This is a genomic window from Deltaproteobacteria bacterium, assembly GCA_040223695.1.
Classification (GTDB): domain Bacteria; phylum Desulfobacterota_D; class UBA1144; order Nemesobacterales; family UBA2774; genus JAVKFU01.
Genome location: JAVKFU010000018.1, coordinates 203,350 through 221,851 on the forward strand (window position 1 = coordinate 203,350; position 18,502 = coordinate 221,851).

The following is an 18,502-nucleotide window of genomic DNA, read 5'->3' on the forward strand; positions in this document are numbered from 1 at the left end:
TGTGACTAACAAGCCATTTTCATTATGTTTTTTCCATTCTCGCCCGAATGCGGGCCGACTTTAATGGTTTTTCTTGCCGGAAAATCCTCATTTTCTCATAAATCCGGCCCGCGAAAATATGCTTGACTTGATTTCCTAAAGTTGATAAAGTGTCAAGTATAGTAGACGGTCGCTAATGATAGTCCTGTGGAAAAGTTTATTTTTAAAATTGCCGAAGATGACAAGGAGCTTGAGGACTATTTCCGTCTTCGCCACGATGTATTCGTCAAAGAGCAGAAGATTTTTAGTGAAACGGATATAGATAAATACGATACAGACCCTTTTCATAAAGTTATAAATATAATCTCGGTAGATCAGCCGAACGGCAAGGTAATAGGGGCGGTCAGGTGTTATAGAAAAGAAGGTGATACATGGGTCGGCGGGCGTCTGAGCGTTGCGCGCGGTTACCGCAACGGACGTGTGGGTGCCGGTCTTGTAAGATTCGCGGTACAAACTATGAAGTCGGGCAGCTGCAAAAAATTTCTAGCGTACGTTCAGCCTCAAAATGTGAGATTTTTCAAAAGGTTGGGCTGGACACCGATAGGAGAGGCCGAGACCTACCAGGGGTTCCCTCATCAGTTGATGGAGGCTGATCTGGATTCCGCTTAAATCGTTAAAGGGAAAATCATGCGGGAGTTAATTCAAAGCTTACAGTCCTCGGCAAGAATAATTCAGAAACGGGATATCAGGGACATCTGGAACTATTTCCCTAAGCATTGCCGGATGGAAGGGAGCGACATTTTGCTGGGCGATGACGCTGCGGCTATCAGGTACAAGGACGATTATCTGCTCCTGGCGGCGGAGGGAGTATATCAACCCCTTTTAAAATCCGATCCCTACCTCGCAGGGCGCACATCCGTTCTCGCAAATGTAAATGACATATACGCAATGGGCGGAAGGCCGATTGCTATTATTGACGTGCTTTTTTCCCGGGACCCGAAAAACGCCGGCGAGGTCCTTCGCGGCATCAGAGATAACGCCGTCCGCTACAATGTCCCCGTGGTGGGAGGACACATCTCTCAGAATGCCGAATGTCCTTCGCTTTCCGTGTTTATACTTGGCAAAGCAAAAAAACTGCTTACAAGCTTCAGCGCCCAGGCAGGAGACAAATTGGTTTTTATATCAAATTTAAAAGGGAAATTCATTTCAGGATTTAACTTTTGGGATTCCTCAAGCATGCTGGAAGGCGTGGAAGCGACAAGGCAATTGGAGGCAATTTCCGAGATAGCCGAGGACGGAGTAGCGGATACCGCAAAGGATGTAAGTATGGCGGGTGTTATCGGTTCAATACTTATGCTTCTTGAAAGTTCCGGTAAGGGAGCGGAGCTGGATATTAGCAATATGCCAAGACCCTTTGAGATTCCTTTAAACGAATGGCTGCTCACGTTCCCGAGTTTTGGATTCATCTTATCGCTAAGGCCTGATAAAACATTAATAGTCAAAGAAAAATTCAACAGGCTGGACCTCGCATGCGAGAGTATAGGAACGGTGACTACTGAAAAAAAAGTTTATTTTACCGACGGCGGATCTGATAAAGAGCTCTTCTGGGATTTTAATGAAAGACCGTTAACAGGTCTTAATGAAACCAGCTCGACACAGGTGGGTAATGGATAAAGAGAGAAATCATATTGAACACATAGTCTCCAAACTCGGAGAAAAGATAAAGGCGCTTCGCACGGGGAAGAATCTGTCTCTTAAAGACCTTTCGGAAAGATCCGGCATCTCGGCCGCCGCAATTCATAAGATAGAGTCAAACGGCATCATACCCACTATCACTACAATGATGAAACTCTCGGACGCGTTAGGGAAAAAGGTCAGCTTTTTCATAGAGCAGGAACTGGAGGATAAAGACGTCGTTTTTGTTCCTTCGAAGAAGAGGGAGCCGATTCTAACATTTAAGAAAGGGCTCGACTTGAGAGCCATATCGGCAAAGAAGTACGGGGACTTCATTATGACGGCGGCATACGCTGTTGTAGATAAAGGAGCGTCGAGCGGTAGAAAAGCTATAAACCATCCGGGCGAAGAATTAGTTTACTGTCTGAGTGGCAAAGTTGAATTTAAAGTAAAAGATAAAACCTATGTTCTCGGTACGGGAGATAGCCTGCATTTCAGGACGCACCTGGATCATAAATGGAAGAATTTAGGCGACATACAGGCGAAATTGCTGTGGATACTGGCAGTATCGCCCTCTGAAGGGTAGGGGGAGCCAATGGCTGAAGCTGAAATGGAAGAAAATAAAGTCAAATATATCGCTGAGCGTATTAATAATGCAAACACTCTTGCCATGGAAAGAATATTATCCTCAGAGCCTGTCCTCTCCGATGTCGATACTGCGCTTAACGCGATCCCGGGCATGACTCCCCGTACGATACTTCATTCGGGGCCGCCGATTGACTGGGAAAATATGTGCGATCCTATGAAAAGAGCGGTATGCGGAGCTTTAATATTTGAGGGCCTCGCCCGAGACACAGGTGAAGCTGAGAAGCTGATGAGATCAAATAAAATAAAGTTGTCTCCCAATCATCATCATGACTCCGTCGGCCCCATGACGGGAATCATTTCCTCTTCAATGCCGGTAATTGTCACAAAGGATTCGACCAGCGGTAAAACAGCTCACTCCACCTTCAATGAGGGTGGAGGAAGAGCTCTCTGGTTCGGCGCGGTAGACGAAGGTACGATCGACAGGCTCCGGTTCATAAGAGACGAATTCGCGCCTGCAATGAAAAAAGTACTCGCAAAAACCGGCGGCATATCAATCTGGAGCATTCTGGCTCAGGGAATACAGATGGGTGATGAATGTCATAACCGGCATGCCGCTTCAACAAATCTGTTTTTGAAAATCATTACTGAGCCGCTTTTTTCTCTCAAGCTATCACGAGACCAGGCTTTCCAGGTCTACAGGTTTATAGCCGGAAACAGCCATTTCTTTCTGAATATAACTATGACGGCCTGCAAGCTGGCTATGGACGGCGCAAGCGATATAAAAAATTCCACAATAGTTACGGTTATGTCCAGAAACGGCACCGATTTCGGCATCAGGGTAAGCGGCCTAGGTGACAGATGGTTTACCGCCCCCGCCCCATATCTTTTAGACGCTCTTTATAATCCGGGCTACGGCGCTCAGGACGGCGCCCCCGACATTGGAGACAGCTCTATTATTGAAACTATGGGGCTCGGAGGATTTGCCATCGCGGCGGCTCCTTCCATGGCCTCGTTTGCGGGAGGAGGATTCCGGGGAGCGGTAAGCATAACTGAGGAGATGGGTCAAATTACATCCGCGAGAAACTCCAAGTTCGGCATTCCGTGTCTGGATTTTGAAGGAACCCCTACGGGAATAGACTTAAGGAAAGTCGTCGAGACGGGGATTCTGCCCAGCATTAATAGCGCGGTTGTTCACAAGAGCTCGGGAGCGGGGCAGATAGGGGCGGGAATCGTACATGCTCCTTATGAGTGTTTTGCCAGCGCAGTTAGGGCTTTCGGAGATAATTACAATCTGGCCGCATAGTTAAAAAGGAGGGCTTGCGTTATTAGATTTGGAGAAGTGGCGGAAACTGATGGTAACGGTAAACACGGTTAAAAAAAATCATTATCAGGATTCAATGAAACTCATGGAGATCAGCCGGAAATTATCTGCTCTTCCTGGGGTAAAAAACGCCTCCGCAATTATGGCGACCGAGGCTAATCTGGCGATGCTGAGAGAAGTCGGATTGCTCGAGAAGACCCCTGATTCGGCAACCGCCAATGATCTGGTTGTCGCGGTCCAGGCCCAATCTCTGGATATAGGCAACGACGCTATCAAACAACTCGATTCCCTTCTTGCGCCTGAAGAATTCAGTCCGGTATCACATACACAGCACAAGAACCTGGCCTCGGCTTACGGCGCTATGCCGGGTGCTAACGTTGCAGTCGTTTCCGTGCCGGGAAAATTTGCGAAGCTCGAAGTCGCAAAAGCTATCAACACGGGACTCCATACATTTTTATTCAGCGACAACATGACTATTGAGGAAGAAATAGAGCTAAAGGAAAGGGCGAGGGGAAAGGGATTATTGGTAATGGGCCCGGGATGCGGCACATCCGTAATAAACGGGGTGGGACTCGGATTCTCAAACTTGTTAAACCGCGGTCCGATTGGCGTAGTCGCGGCTTCCGGAACCGGCCTCCAGGAGGTCACCTGCCTGATCGATAATCTGGGATCGGGAATAACGCATGCAATCGGGGTCGGAGGCAGGGATTTATCAGAAGAAGTAGGCGGCATTATGACATTGGAAGCGCTTGGACTGCTTGAAAACGACGCTTCCACAGAAGTTCTTGTCCTTGTATCGAAACCTCCTTCAACGAATGTGGCCGAGAAGATTTTGAACTCGGTCGGGCGCTCAAGCAAACCGGCGGTCATTTGCTTCCTGGGCAGTGATTTAAAGGAAGAAAACGGGAAACTGCTCTTTGCTTCCACTCTCGAGGATGCGGCTCTCGGCGCATTGAGGTTAGCCCGGGGCAACGGTAAAAGCCTGAATGGACTCCGGAGCGGCGACTGGAGGAAGCAAGCGGGGAAATATGTGAAATCTCTTGACCCGAAACAGCGGTACCTCCGCGGACTATTCTCGGGAGGCACTCTCTGCTATGAGGCTCAGCAGGTTCTTGAGCCGATTCTGGGGAATATCTATTCAAACGCCCCGCTGAACAAAGATTACAGGCTTAAGGATTCTAACCGGAGTGAGCGTCATACCTGCGTGGACCTGGGAGAAGAAGAGTTCACCGTGGGACGTCCCCATCCGATGATAGACGCAACTTTAAGGAGCAGGAGACTGATAGACGAGGCGGCCAAATCCAATGTGGCTGTGATACTGTTCGACATAGTGTTGGGATATTTAGCCAGCCCCGACCCGGCTGGCGACCTTCTGCCCGCGTTAAAACAGGCAAAAGAAGCAGCAAAGAAAAAAGGCCACAATCTTGCATTTGTATCTCATGTTTGCGGCACGGAGAAAGACCCGCAAGGTCTTAAAGAACAGGAAGAAAAATTGAGAGCGGAGGGAGTCCTGGTACTTCCGACAAACGCCCTTGCGTCCAGAGTCGCGGGATGGATTGCAACGAGGGGCAAGGCGGATATTGAAATCTAATGGAGAGAAAAAATATGAAAGCTGCGGTGGTAGCATTCGGAGGCAATGCTCTTATGGGACATACGGGCAAGAGCACATATGCCGAGCAGATGATTAAAACATATGAGATGTGCAGGAAGCTGCTTGTACTTTTCGATATGGGATACAAGATTCTAATTACACACGGGAACGGCCCTCAGGTGGGGAATTTTCTAATGCAGCAGGAATGTCTGTCCGCCTCCGTTCCGCCTATGCCGCTCGACGTATGTAATGCTATGACTCAGGGTCAGATTGGATACATGATAGAGCAGAGTCTTAAAAACATATTCATTCAAAAGAAAATCAATAAATCTGTCGTCGCGTATGTTACGCAGGTCGTGGTTTCCGAGAACGATCCGGCATTTAAAAACCCGACGAAATTTATCGGTCCCTTTTTCAGCGAAGGGGAAATGAAACAGCTTCAAAAAAGAGAAGGCTGGGTCATGAAAAAAGATTCGGGAAGGGGATACAGGCGTATAGTCCCGTCGCCCAAGCCTATCGACATAGTTGAAAAAAATGAAATAACGAAGATGGCGAGTGAAGACTATGTTGTCATTGCCTGCGGGGGCGGGGGAATCCCCGTAATACAGGATAAAAGAGGAAAACTTAAGGGAGTAGCCGCGGTTATTGATAAGGATTTCGCCGCTGAGAAGCTTGCAAGCCTTATAAGCGCCGAGATTCTTCTGCTAATAACACCCGTAGACAAAGTAGCAATTTTTTACGGGACGCCCAAAGAGAAAAGCCTGTCGAAAATAACGCTTGAAGAGGCCGAGCGCTACTTTGCAGAAGGACATTTCCCCCCCGGCAGCATGGGACCCAAGATAGAGGCGGCAATAAAATTTCTGCGCTCAGGCGGAAAGAAAACGATAATAACTTCGCTTCAAAGTATCGAAGAGGCGATAAGAGGAGAAGGCGGTACGGAGATAGTTCATTGAATCGCTATACAACGGCTCTGAGATCAGTACCGCGTGTGATAGTCTTTGGGAATAAGCGTGCGGAAGTAAATGTAAGATTGAATTTATTCGTTGATTATAATATGATGGGGGATAGATGGGGTCAACAGGACGCGGTATTACAGGATTGACATAAAGACACGTTCTTTTCTCGATTCAAAGCGGGGAATACGAACCTAACAGTAAGAGAATCGAACGAAAATTACCAACGAATATAGGAACATACGGTGAGCAGTTTGCCGGACTATTAAAATTAAATAAACTAACGGAGGTAAATAATTATGTCAGTAGATAGAGTAAAAGCGGATAGACCGGAAGCGGGGAAGGCCTTGGTTAATTATGAGGAGAAGCTCTTCCCGGATCACCAGGCCAAGGAAGGAGAAAAAGCTCTTTTCCTCATACACTCGGTTCCATACGAGGGTTCTGTTGCGGGCATCAATATGCTCACGGCTATAAGGGCCAAGAGAAAGGGTTACGGAGTCACCGTTCTTTTTTATGGTCCGGCTTCGGGCATACCGGTATACCGGGGATGGCCGAATGTGGGAGACGACGGTTACGGCGCCGGTATTCAGCTGTATCCTAATCTGGTTAACAGGTTGCTCAGCGAAGGAATTACGGTATATGCGTGCCGTTTTTCGGCGGCAGCTCTACTCGGTCAGAATGAATCGAACTTTATCGAAGGGGTAACACCGATACATCCGACCGATATACTGGATATCGTGATCGAGCACCATAGAGCAGGCGCAATGATGTTTAGCACGTGGACTGTCTGATACTCTCGGTATCTCTTCGATAGAGTAAGAACAGTCCGACAGGATAAGACCGCAGTACCACAGTTTGTCTGATAGATGAGCTGCAGGCGGTTTGTTGTGTAAATAAAAGGCTAGGGGGCTAAAAATGGACACTAGGACCCTAAAGGTAGAATTGCAAAGTCGAGGTCTGAAGATCCCCGACACAAAAAGCATAAGGAGCGGCGGAGCGGGGCCCACCGGAGGTATACATTTAAAGATACTTCCGGACAGTGAGGCAAATATTCCCGTTGTCGGAGATTTCGTTGATTCCTCCCCGTATCATCTGGACCAGATAAACAGCGAGTACTGGATATTCAAAGACGACATTGCACTTGCTCAGGTGGAGTTGATGGGCAGCGCAAAATTCCACGGGTACGAAACATCCGCGGGAATACCGATGCAGAAAATCGGCCTACTGCACTGCCCGACCACATTTGCCACAACCCTGCTTCAAACCTGTGATTTTTGGCAGGACGACAGAAGGTGCATGTTCTGCGGTATAGAGCTTACCCTAAAGGACAGAAGCACAGTGGGGTTTAAAAACGCCAAAAGCCTGGTTGAAACTATCAGGCTCGCCAAGGAGCTGGATGGGATAACGAATATAGTATTTACCTCAGGCGTCGCGCCCGATGAGGAGAAAGCATTAAACAAATATGCCGAGATATGCCGGGAGGTTAAACGAGCGACCGGTATCCCGATTCAGCTGCAGATAATTCCCCCGGACGACCTCTCCTGGCTCAGGAGATTAAAGGATTCCGGAGTCGATTCTTTAGGCGTGCATATCGAGACGTTTGACCCTGAGGTTTTTGAAAGGGTGACACCCGGTAAAGCAAGAATCGGGCTTGATAAATATATCGAAACATGGAAAGAAGCGGTGGATGTGTTCGGCAGGTGGCAGGTAAGCACCTATGTCCTGGTAGGTCTCGGCGAAAGGCCCGAGACTGTTATAGAGGGTGCCGCTTTATGCGCCGAAATCGGAGTATATCCCTTCATCGTTCCTTTCAGGCCCGTGGCGGGGACTCCGATGGAGGATATAAAACCGCCCAGTCCTGAAATAATGGAGTACGTATACACCGAGGCGGCAAAGGTGCTTTCAAAGTATGACCAGGCTTCCAAAAGCAGCCTTGCGGGCTGCGTCAGCTGCGGCGAATGTTCGGCGCTCCCCGATTTTGAGAGGGCTGCGGATAAAAAAGTAAGGTTCAGAAAGTTTATCAAGCCTATAGAAGTAAGTTAATCAGCTTTCAGGATGTGTGAGACGACAGGAACATCAACCATAGATTAAAAGGTAAAATAAATGGCCCAAGATAATTTGCGAATTGTGATTATAGGCGGAGGCGCCGGAGGGATTTCGGCCGCTTCAACGGCAAAGGCCGTGGCTCCCGATGCCTCGATCACACTTTTTACGGAATATGAGGATGTAGCCTACAGCCCCTGCGGCATCCCGTTTGTGCACGGGAGAGAAATCCCCGATTTCAAAAACCTTTTCCTTCAAACCTCAGAGCACTATGCCGAGATCGGGATTGATCTGCAGCTACAGACGAAGGTCACGGGCATCGATCTTGAAAATCGTGCGGTGAGCGTGGGTTCCGAGCCATTCGGGTGGGACCGTCTGGTAATTGCCACGGGATTTGAATACGACGAGCCCGATATACCCGGCATCAATATGGACGGGATTCACTACGTGAAGAATATAAGGCGCGCGATGGAGTTTGATAAGGTTCTCGACCAAATAAAGAAGATAGTAGTCGTTTCCGCGACACCTATAGGGATTGAGATGGCGGGAAACCTGGCGCACAGAGGGCTCGAGACCCACCTGATCGACGAGGGGGCCTGGCTCATGTCCGAGGTCGCCGACCCGGACATTATGGAACCTGTGAGGGAATCCCTGGAAGAGATGGGAGCAAAGATTCATTTCGGAACCGGAGTGCTCGAATTCAAGGGTTCTAACGGAAAAGTTAATACCGTGGTCACGAGTTCCGGAGAGATAGACTGCGACGCGGTAGTTGTCGCCGCATCCAAGAAGCCGAACAATCACCTGTCACGCGATGCCGGAATCGAGCTCGGAGCAACGGGCGGAATAATAGTCGATGACCACATGCGCACCTCGGCGAAAGACGTGTTCGCCTCAGGCGACTGCACGGAAATCATACACGGCGTCACGGACATACCCATACAGGGACTCTCCGGGAGCCATGCATACTCCCAGGGACGAGTTGCCGGTGCGAACGCGGCAGGTGATGACCGTTCCTACGACCCTGTCTACATCCCTTGGGGAATGGTAGGGGGCAAGGTTCAGATCGGCGGAGTGTCACTCGGAGAAACATTGCACAAAGCCCTGGGAATACCTCATCTCGTAGCTTTCGCTACGGGGATTTCAAGAGCTAGATACTATCCTGGAGTAAGCAGGATAAGGGTTAAACTCATTGCCGACCCCGAGACGCATCGTATAATGGGAGCCCAGATGTCGGGCGGGGAAGGGATTAAAGAAAGGGCCGACTTCCTTGCATTCGTTATAAAGCGCGGTGTAACGCTTGAAGACCTCGCATGGATGGAGAACGTTTATTCACCTCCAATAGGGGCGCTCATGGAACCGATTGCTCTAGCGGCGCAGGCGGGGCTGGCCAAGCTGGCAAAACGAAATTAAGACCAAGCATAATTGACATAGTTTGCGTGCTTGGATTCATAAAATTAGCAAATGCTGGAGATTATCTAATGGGTTTTGGACACTGGCTTAGAGAAAACGCTGAGAAATACTTACTAGAAGCCGCCGACGATCAAATGATCTCTCAATATCCGGAGGCATGCGCCAAGCCTTATCGCAAAAAGGGGGTTATCCCCTTTTTTTGGAGAAAAATATTCGTTCCGGTGTACCTGATTATCCCCTGGGATGTCAGGAGAAAAATTATTCTCTACACCTCGTATCCCGGAGGCAAGCGTCCGCGCTGGAAGAAATATGACTGAACGATATACGATTTCATTCACAAGGAAGATACTTCGTATCGAACGCCGCTATAATCTATGAGAGCTATTAGAGAATTTTGATTTTATCACATCCTGCCCAAATGAATACTGAAGAGAAAAAAAGCTCCTCTATACTAGAGGCGAAAGCAATCGGCCACAGGGCGCTAAACACACTAACAAAATCGAGGAATAAAGCAGTAGTGCAGGGCGTTTTCGATCATGCGTTCTATATCGGAGACGGCGGTGACATACTTATTAAAGTAATCGCCAACAAAGAATTTATCAGCCCGACATCCATAGTGCTCGAGAAACCCGGGGGCCTCAGTTTTAAATCAGTCAACATAAAAGAAGGTATGGAAATAATCCTGAATGAAAACAAATTAGGCATTGAAGAAAACGGGTTTTTAATCAATCTCGAGAATGCGTCCACATGGTATCCGCCAAAACTCTCGGAACTGTACACGGACTTGAGCCTTGAAGAAATAAACTTAAATCTGAGGGTTCTGCAGGATGTAATTTATACATGTCCCTCCAGAGAAGGACTGATCCCGCTTTCGGAAAACCTGGAACTCTACGGCCCGATGGAAATATTCCTCAAGGAGCAGGAGCCAACGGTCTCCGGGAAAGCGAGGCCGCACATAGAAAGGCTCATGTGGGGGCTGTTCTACGGTGAGCTCGAAACCATAACCGAAAACGCAGAATCGATTCTCGGACTCGGCCCCGGACTCACACCCTCATGCGATGATTTTCTGGCCGGTCTCATATTGAGCCTGAACACGGGCGCACAGATAATCGACAAAAACGAGACAACCCCGATTAGCTTCTTCAAGAAGGCTTCTGAAGAGATCGCAAGACTGGCAAAGAACAAGACAACTATATACAGCATCAGTTTTTTGAACGAGGCCGCTCTCGGAGAGGGCCCGGAGGCCGCCTTGGATTTGATATCCGGCATTATCACGAAAAACGCAGACCATGTAGCGAATGTAGCAAAAACTCTGATCGGGATGGGAGAGACCTCAGGTGCGGATATCTCTATCGGTATTTGTTATGGTATCAGATTTCTAATCTCGAGAATCGAACTCAGGGAATTAAATGAAACCGCTTAAGATTGCTCTTCTTACATACTCGACAAAACCCAGGGGCGGAGTTACGCACACGATAAATCTGGCCGAGAGCTTAGCGCGCTTGAAACACGACGTGCATATATACGCGCTTTCCGCCGGGAATGACTTTTCAGGGGAGGTAAGAGCCCCTTACACGCTTATCCCCTGCCCCGAAAGAAAATATGAAAGTATAGATGACAAAATAAAAGACTACATTGAAATATATACCGACTACCTCGCCGGAGTAAATGTTGATTACGATATTCTCCACGCGGAAGATTGCATCTCGGCAAATGCGCTGCTCGGTCTTCGTGAAATGGGCCTTATCGGATTCTATGTCAGAACCATCCACCACATAGATGATTTTACATCGGACTCACTCATCGAATGCCAGAAAAAAAGTATCGTAAAACCCGACTACGTAATCTCTGTAAGCAAATTTTGGGACAGGGAGCTTCGTTCTGAATACTCCCTTAATTCTACTGTCATCAATAACGGGGTCGATTTTAAAACATTTAAGACAGGTCACGGTAAAGAAACAAAGGAGAAGGCCAAAGAAGGTTTTTCTGTGGGCGGCTGTAAAGTGATGTTGAGCATAGGGGGGATCGAGCCACGCAAAAACACCATAACCGCGCTCAGAGCGTTTAACATTGCGAGAGCATATATAAAATCCAAGGGCGGGAAATTAGTATGGTTGATTGGCGGGGGGGAGACTCTATTCGATTATAGAGCCTACCGCGAGGAGTTTTTTACGGAGCTGGGGAAGCTCGGGTTAAAGCCGGATAACGATATCTTCGTACTGGGGAATGTTCCCGGCGCCGAAATGTCCCTTCTTTACAACGCGGCCGATGTATTCGTGTTTCCTTCCGTCAAGGAGGGATGGGGACTGGTTTTGCTTGAGGCGATGGCAGCCGGGGTTCCCGTTATTTCATCAAATATAGAACCTATGACGGAGTTTCTCGAGGACGGGAAGAATTCAGTGCTTATTTATCCCGACGACTATAAAGCTCTCGCCCATCAGATTCTAATGGTTCTGGAGAATCCCGAGTTCAGGTCTCGCCTTGTTGAAAACGGAGAAAAAACCGCTCAAATGTACAGCTGGGAAAATGCGGCGCTTAAACATGTTGAACACTACAGGGAGATTTTAAGAGAGCCGCATAGTCGATTAAAATAATTACTGACGGGACGTTATGTTAGAGGTCGAAGCAGTCTGGAAAAAAAGATATCAGGTCGAAGTTATGGCAAGACAGTTTCAAGTCAACATTGACGAGCCTCATAAGTTTAGCGGGGAGGATACGGGGATGATGCCCACAGAGCTCTTTCTCTCCTCAATAGCTTCGTGCTTTTGCCTTGCGCTCGTCTACGCCGCCAAGAACAAAAAAATAAAACTCGATGACATGACCGTGAAGGTGCTTGGGGAAACGGATATAAAGAGTTTCACTTTCACCAGCATCATTGTAAAGGTAATAAGCTCTCTGCCGCAAAAAAATTTAGAAGAAATCATAGCTCTTGCAAGAAAATACTGCTTCGTAAGCAACGCAGTCACAAAGTCCTGTCCCATAGAATACGAGGTTACGGGGGCGGGAGATTGAGTGCGTACAATCAGGTAAAAAAACGGGAGAATGAGTTAGTGTTGAAATTCATTATAAAAAAGAACCACTATCAAGATGCGCTCCGGCTTATGCGAATATCAAAGAGCATCACGGAAAAAGAAAATGTTAAAAAAGCGGTTGCTGTCATGGCAACTGATAAAGCAAAGTACGCGCTCAAGGATGCAGGACTGTTGACAGATGAGATATCCCGGGCAGGCGGCTCGGATTTGGTAATGGCGGTTGAAGCCGAGTCCGGTGAAATTGCCGATCAGGCGCTTGCCGAGATGGAAAAATCTATCTCAGCCCGTATATCGGGGAGCGCTCATAAAACGAATATACTCGGTCAGGAAATACAGGTAATAAATATCGGCCTCGATATTTTCAAAGATGCGCTCGAGTCCCAGGGCGTAAAAGTTGTTCAGGTCGATTGGGAGGTCCCCGCAAAAGGGGACGAGGAAATTATGAATATTTTAAAGAAGATGTACTGAAGATAAATTGCAAAACGCCTAACGAGATTAAAGCTAATGAGCATACGTAATCCCGGTAAATTAAAAGAAGTTCTTTCAGACCCTAAACGGCTTGCCAAGGCATTCAGCAGGCACACGTATGGAATGCTTGCCTGGGTGGATCTGTTCGGTGAAAAGCTGAAATCCATAAAGGACCTTGAAACGAAGCTCGTTGCCGCGAAGATAATCGCCGATAACGCAAAGCACGCCAAACTCTTTTCGGACAGGGCCAGGGAGCTTGGCGAAAAGCCGGAGACCTACAAACCGCCCGAAATAGGACAGAAAATTTACGACATTCTTGAATCCTACAACGACCCGTTCGATGATTTCGCATATGCGTGGGGGTCTCTTATACATTTTTCTTCTTTGCTCGATTTGTACTACGGTGTAGCGGACCCGAAAAGCCGAAAGGTAATAGACGAAGTCCGTAGTGACGTCAAGGCACATCTCGGCTACCTGGAGAAGTATTTTGAGCCAAGCGCGAATACTCCGGAGAAAAAAAAGCGCGCCGAAGAGGTAAAAACGGTCGCCGATGCCATTTACGCCGACAGAGAAGACGAGGAGATAAAATGGTATGCTGCGTAACGGAATTCCAAGTTTTGAAGAGCTTCAGGAGCCCCTGCCCTGGTATCGGCCAAGAAAATATTATTACAAACTCATTTCGCTTTTTTTAAGAACCGTAGGTCAGTTATCCGACGGATTAAGAATCGGTTACCGCCACGGTTTTGATTCAGGGATAGTCATGAACTATATATATGAAAACAGACCGCACGGCAAATTTCGCATCGGGAAAGCGTTAGATGCCGCTTTTCTTGATCAGACTACCTGCAAGGCTTTCAGGGCGGTGAAGCAAATCCAAAAGGATATGATCACGAACTACCTGGGGAAAAGAAACGGGAAGGAGACCTTCATAGTCGACCTGGCTTCCGGTAAGGCCGACTATATTTATGACGCACTCCAGGAAAAAAATTCTAACGTAAAGGTACTGTTGCGGGATATCAATGAAAGAACCCTCAAGGAAAGCGAGGCCATAGCCGAGCGGTCGGAGATGAAGCAAAACGTAAGCTACGAGATCGGTGACGCTCTTGACAGGGAGAGTTTGAGTCGGATTCCCCCCCGACCGGACCTCATAATCGAAGCTGGCCTCTACGGAATTATTCACGACGACGAATTGATAAAGAAGCACCTCTTCGAATTAAAAGACATACTGAACCCCGGAGCACTTCTATTTAACGTACAGACGTATAACAGACAAATAGAGCTTATTGCCAGAACTCTGGTAAATCAGGAGGGTGAAAGCTGCGTATGGCACCTCCGCCCCAAAGAGCTAGTGATAGGCTGGGCTCGGGAAGCGGGCTTCAAGGATCCGGAAATCCGGATGGACCCTTACGGGATTTACGCGGTGGTTCTGATGAGAAATTGAATTTGGACGTACCTGAATCATTCATTAAGACGAGAAACTCATGAAAAAGGAAAGATTTGTGCTCGGGTGGGAAAGCAGCCAACGGAATTCGCCTTTTCTGAGCAAGGTGTTATCGGACAGGGTCAAATCCGTCATCGACAGCCCTCACGGGATGTGGAACTATATGACCTACCGCGACGCGATCAATATACTTGGTCTCGATACCGGAGACTTATACAAAGAGGGGAGAATCGATTTAGATAAGAGAAAGTGGGCTGACTTCGGCTGGATGACATGCTACGCCGGACCCCCTGAGAGCGCAGTGGAAGCGATGCGTAAACATACCGACGAATCAAACGTCAACCCCTATTCCCCAGACTTGATTAATCCTTTAAGAGAGGTTTGCGCGAATTTAAAATTCAAACGGGAGAGGAGCGATGAGTTCGAGGTAATAGGAACGGAAGGCAGTCAGGCGGCCATATCCTATGTGCTTCAAACCATAATAAATCCGGGAAACGAAGTAATAATAACAGATCCCGGCTACTTCCACTTCGAATCGTCAATCCTGATGGCAGGCGGCAGGCCGGTCAGGATTCCCCTTGACTCCGAAAACGGATACAGATTAGATCCGGATCAGGTAGCGGAGCGTATCACCCCGGGAACGAAGGCGATAATAGTTTGTGATCCCCTGAACCCGTTCGGCACTGTTCAGATGAAGGACGAACTGATCGAGCTTGTAGAAATTGCCTGGAGACACGGAATCATCGTAATTAACGATATTACACATAATACTCATCAGATCGACCCCGGTTCAAAACACCATCCTATGAGCTCACTCTTCAGGGAGACAAATGTCGATAACGTCGTTTCCACATTCAGCGTATCCCACGGATACGGGATGGCAGGAGTAAGGATAGGTTTTCTCGCGGGCCATACCGAGCTATTGAGAGCCTGCATGATTACGAAAACTTCTTTAACCAGGCTTAATACCAATCTTATTGCTCAGTACGGAGCTTTAGCCGCCCTTAAGGACAATGATTATGTCAAAGAATCCCGGGACATAATCAGGCGTAACTTTGAGATCATTAAAGGTATAGTTAACGATACCGAGGGGGTGTCCATTCCGGTAGAGCCCAAGTACGGGTTTTCCATGGTAATAGACGTTTCTGAGACGGGCGTTACGGCGCAGGAGCTGACAGTAGCGCTTTTTAAACATAACGTAGCCGTATATCCGGGAGACGGGCTCGGTGATATCGGTGCGACGGACTTCATCAGGCTAAATATTTCAAGACCCGACATCTGGGCATTTGAGCACTTTAAAAAATCTCTTCCCGCTGCAATCGCCGAGGCTAGAAGCGGCATTTACAGAAAGAGCTTAATCAGGTTCTTCGAGGATAAGAAAACGGAGCGGGCCGGACAGATTCTGAAAAAAATAAAGGGCGGCCGATGAATGTGGCGAACGACATTTTAGAGCTTATCGGGAATACCCCTCTGGTTAAACTTGGTAATTTAACGGAGGGAATAAAAAGCGGGATTTACGCGAAACTGGAGCTTTACAATCCGAGCGGAAGCATTAAAGACAGGGTCGCCATATACATAGTGGAAGATGCCGAACGCAGAGGCATTCTTAAACCCGGAGGCACCATAGTCGAAGCCACATCCGGAAACATGGGAGTCGCGTTCGCCCTTATCGGCGCCGTTAAAAATTACAGATGCATATTTACGCTCCCCGAAACGATTAGCAAGGAGAAAATACAGGCGCTTAAGCTCTACGGGGCTGAAGTGGTTCTAACTCCGAAAGGACTCCCTCCGCAGGATGAAAAAAGCTGTTATAAGGTGGCTCAGAAAATAGCGAGGGAAAAGGGCGCATTCTATGTTAATCAGTACTTTAATCAGCTTAACCCCGAGGCCCATTTTAAAACAACCGGCCCCGAGATTTGGCGCGATACGGAAGGGAAAGTCGATACAGTTTTATGCGGCATAGGAACGGGCGGAACAATAACAGGCGTAGGCAGGTATTTAAAAGAAAAGAAAAAGAGCATAAAAATAATCGGTGTTGAACCCGTGGGCTCGGTATTCAAGGCCTATCTGGAGCAAGGATTACTGGCGGAGGCTTCCGATTTTGATATAGAAGGAATCGGCAAGAATTTCATACCGGGGGTTGTCAACTTCGACTATGTGGACGAAATAATCCAGGTTGACGACGAAGAAGCGCTTAAGACCGTCAGCGGGCTTTTGAGAGAGGAAGGAATTTTGGCGGGCGGATCGAGCGGCGCTGCTGTTGCGGCTGCAATGAAACATGCAGTCGAATCCGAAGAAAACGAGCATATTGTCGCGGTCCTGCCCGACACGGGATTAAAATATATATCCAAATTCACCGGCTTTGCCTAATCCGGGTATTTTTTAATTAAACCGCCGATTATATTTCCGCTGGTAGAGACTTAGTTAAAGAGAGTAGGATTTACGCATCTTGATGACTTCTCATGAAGCAAGTCCGTGAATATAACATACATGATCTCGTTCAAAGATACGGTTCCCCTCTATTCGTCGCCTCGGCAGACGTAATAAGAAAGAACCTGAGCACATTCCGTGCGGAATTCTCCGACAAGTACCCCAGAGTGGAGATCGCCTATTCGTACAAGGTCAATTACCTCCCCGGTATCCTGGATATTATTCACCGCGACGGGACCTGGGCCGAGGTAGCATCGGGTTTTGAATATGAACTGGCAAGAAAGCTCCGCGTTTCCGGAAGCTCCATAGTATTTAACGGCCCTTATAAGAGAAAGAAAGAGCTTGAAAAAGCCCTCAATGAAGGGGCATTAATTAACGTTGATCATTATCATGAACTTAAAACACTGGAAGGGATCGCCTCTGAACGCAAAAAACCGGTTAACATAGGAATCAGAATCAATACGGATGTAGGGATAGACCAGCTGCCCGACAGATTCGGTTTCAACCTCGAATCCGGCGAAGCAGCTCAAATTCTAAGAGAATGTTCACAACAGAATCTGCTCCGGGTCACAGGGCTTCACATTCACCTTACAAGTTATATAATCAAGCCCGATGGTGAAAACAGCGCCCCTGCCAAAAACATAAAACTAATCTGGCCGAAAGAAGCCGAGGCTTATAAGAGAGCGGCGAAAGAGGCCGTTCGCTTCGCGAAAGAGGCGCGCGAGCGGTACAATGCGGAAATACAATATCTCGATATGGGAGGCGGATTCCCCGCGGTCGATTCGCTCTCTCCTTATGCAGAAGCCGTCGCCGAGCCGGTTTTGGATGGATTTAAACAAAGCGAATTGCCAATTCTCATATTGGAGCCCGGACGAGCAATAGTGAGCAATGCGGTCGATCTCATCTCCACGGTCGTCGCCGTTAAAGATATTCCAACTGGGGGAAGAGCGGTAGTAATAGACAGTGGTATCAACCTTCTTCCCACCTCCTTCTGGAAATATCAGGACATAGAATTTGTATCTGAGCCAAAAGGAGAGTTAAAAGAAACGACCGTTTACGGTCCGCTTTGTCTTCAGACAGACATCATATGCAGAGCAAATCTTCCGGAACTCAGTCCCGGAGACAGGCTCGTTATTAAAAACGTGGGCGCGTATAACATCCCTCAGTCAAGTGCTTTCATTTTCCCCCGCCCGCCCGTTGTTTTGGTAGGAGATGGAAAGGCAAGGATTATAAGGAGAGCCGAGACGGCAGAAGACGCTTTATTGCTTTAAAACGGGTTTGACGCAAAATCGTGCAGCCGGTTAGGTTCTACGAATAAGACCATCTCGTTTGTAAAGAACGTGATAATATAGAAATCTTATTCCTCAGCCCTCCGATTTGAGCAAATAGTTCGGGCATCTGCTATCTTGCCGCTCTTCTCGCGTAATATAGCGAATGAATATTCTTGAATTATAACAATGTTCCTTTCCAGGCATTTTCCAGGAGCCAGCCATCATTATTCTTTCCGTACAAAATCAGTTGAAGGGGAGTTGCAAATACTTCAATAATATCAGAAAGTTATGAGCAGACACT

19 protein-coding genes are annotated in these 18,502 nt (G+C 47.8%); all 19 read left to right on the top strand.

Annotated elements, in window-relative coordinates:
- The first annotated feature begins 186 nt into the window (after positions 1–186).
- The 19 genes from RIG61_10015 to RIG61_10105 all read left to right on the top strand — a co-directional run bounded on the left by RIG61_10015 (position 187) and on the right by RIG61_10105 (position 18,201).
- Positions 187–648: a GNAT family N-acetyltransferase gene (locus RIG61_10015; GenBank protein ID MEQ9619494.1), complete on the top strand. Its 462-nt coding sequence runs from the start codon at positions 187–189 to the stop codon at positions 646–648.
- An 18-nt stretch (positions 649–666) separates the two neighbouring features.
- Positions 667–1,653 carry a sll0787 family AIR synthase-like protein gene (locus RIG61_10020; GenBank protein MEQ9619495.1) on the top strand — a complete coding sequence of 329 codons (987 nt, stop codon included), beginning with the start codon at positions 667–669 and terminating at the stop codon, positions 1,651–1,653.
- Positions 1,646–2,239 (top strand): cupin domain-containing protein, encoded by a 594-nt coding sequence (locus RIG61_10025; protein MEQ9619496.1) that lies wholly within the window; start codon positions 1,646–1,648, stop codon positions 2,237–2,239. The genes RIG61_10020 and RIG61_10025 overlap by 8 nt, the downstream gene beginning before the upstream one ends.
- A gap of 9 nt (positions 2,240–2,248) precedes the next feature.
- A complete protein-coding gene (locus RIG61_10030) occupies positions 2,249–3,544 on the top strand; it encodes a DUF1116 domain-containing protein (protein MEQ9619497.1) in 1,296 nt (431 codons plus the stop codon).
- A gap of 49 nt (positions 3,545–3,593) precedes the next feature.
- Entirely contained in the window at positions 3,594–5,153 is a 1,560-nt protein-coding gene (gene fdrA / locus RIG61_10035; protein ID MEQ9619498.1) for an acyl-CoA synthetase FdrA, read from the top strand.
- Positions 5,153–6,106 carry a carbamate kinase gene (gene arcC, locus RIG61_10040; GenBank protein MEQ9619499.1) on the top strand — a complete coding sequence of 318 codons (954 nt, stop codon included), beginning with the start codon at positions 5,153–5,155 and terminating at the stop codon, positions 6,104–6,106. Before fdrA ends, arcC begins: the two co-directional genes overlap by 1 nt.
- A gap of 299 nt (positions 6,107–6,405) precedes the next feature.
- The gene (locus RIG61_10045; protein ID MEQ9619500.1) at positions 6,406–6,897 is read left to right on the top strand and encodes an MSMEG_0572 family nitrogen starvation response protein; all 492 of its coding nucleotides are present in this window, start codon (positions 6,406–6,408) and stop codon (positions 6,895–6,897) included.
- Between the two features lie 124 nt (positions 6,898–7,021).
- Positions 7,022–8,149, top strand: coding sequence for an MSMEG_0568 family radical SAM protein (locus RIG61_10050; GenBank protein MEQ9619501.1), 1,128 nt, complete (start codon positions 7,022–7,024; stop codon positions 8,147–8,149).
- A gap of 60 nt (positions 8,150–8,209) precedes the next feature.
- Positions 8,210–9,559, top strand: a complete 1,350-nt coding sequence (locus RIG61_10055; protein MEQ9619502.1) for an FAD-dependent oxidoreductase — start codon at positions 8,210–8,212, stop codon at positions 9,557–9,559.
- A gap of 68 nt (positions 9,560–9,627) precedes the next feature.
- A complete protein-coding gene (locus RIG61_10060; GenBank protein ID MEQ9619503.1) occupies positions 9,628–9,876 on the top strand; it encodes a hypothetical protein in 249 nt (82 codons plus the stop codon).
- Positions 9,877–9,977: 101 nt separating this feature from the next.
- The gene (locus tag RIG61_10065) at positions 9,978–10,982 is read left to right on the top strand and encodes a DUF2877 domain-containing protein (protein ID MEQ9619504.1); all 1,005 of its coding nucleotides are present in this window, start codon (positions 9,978–9,980) and stop codon (positions 10,980–10,982) included.
- Entirely contained in the window at positions 10,969–12,153 is a 1,185-nt protein-coding gene (locus RIG61_10070; GenBank protein MEQ9619505.1) for an MSMEG_0565 family glycosyltransferase, read from the top strand. The genes RIG61_10065 and RIG61_10070 overlap by 14 nt, the downstream gene beginning before the upstream one ends.
- A 16-nt stretch (positions 12,154–12,169) precedes the next feature.
- Positions 12,170–12,571, top strand: a complete 402-nt coding sequence (locus tag RIG61_10075; GenBank protein ID MEQ9619506.1) for an OsmC family protein — start codon at positions 12,170–12,172, stop codon at positions 12,569–12,571.
- Positions 12,572–12,717: 146 nt separating this feature from the next.
- Positions 12,718–13,059 carry a hypothetical protein gene (locus RIG61_10080; GenBank protein ID MEQ9619507.1) on the top strand — a complete coding sequence of 114 codons (342 nt, stop codon included), beginning with the start codon at positions 12,718–12,720 and terminating at the stop codon, positions 13,057–13,059.
- Between the two features lie 36 nt (positions 13,060–13,095).
- Positions 13,096–13,662: a ferritin-like domain-containing protein gene (locus RIG61_10085; GenBank protein ID MEQ9619508.1), complete on the top strand. Its 567-nt coding sequence runs from the start codon at positions 13,096–13,098 to the stop codon at positions 13,660–13,662.
- The gene (locus RIG61_10090; GenBank protein MEQ9619509.1) at positions 13,652–14,500 is read left to right on the top strand and encodes a class I SAM-dependent methyltransferase family protein; all 849 of its coding nucleotides are present in this window, start codon (positions 13,652–13,654) and stop codon (positions 14,498–14,500) included. Before RIG61_10085 ends, RIG61_10090 begins: the two co-directional genes overlap by 11 nt.
- Before the next feature lie 40 nt (positions 14,501–14,540).
- Complete coding sequence (locus RIG61_10095) at positions 14,541–15,929, top strand: pyridoxal phosphate-dependent aminotransferase (GenBank protein ID MEQ9619510.1); 1,389 nt, start codon at positions 14,541–14,543, stop codon at positions 15,927–15,929.
- A 2-nt stretch (positions 15,930–15,931) separates the two neighbouring features.
- Positions 15,932–16,870 carry a cysteine synthase family protein gene (locus tag RIG61_10100; GenBank protein ID MEQ9619511.1) on the top strand — a complete coding sequence of 313 codons (939 nt, stop codon included), beginning with the start codon at positions 15,932–15,934 and terminating at the stop codon, positions 16,868–16,870.
- Between the two features lie 92 nt (positions 16,871–16,962).
- The gene (locus tag RIG61_10105) at positions 16,963–18,201 is read left to right on the top strand and encodes an alanine racemase (protein MEQ9619512.1); all 1,239 of its coding nucleotides are present in this window, start codon (positions 16,963–16,965) and stop codon (positions 18,199–18,201) included.
- Positions 18,202–18,502 lie beyond the last annotated feature (301 nt).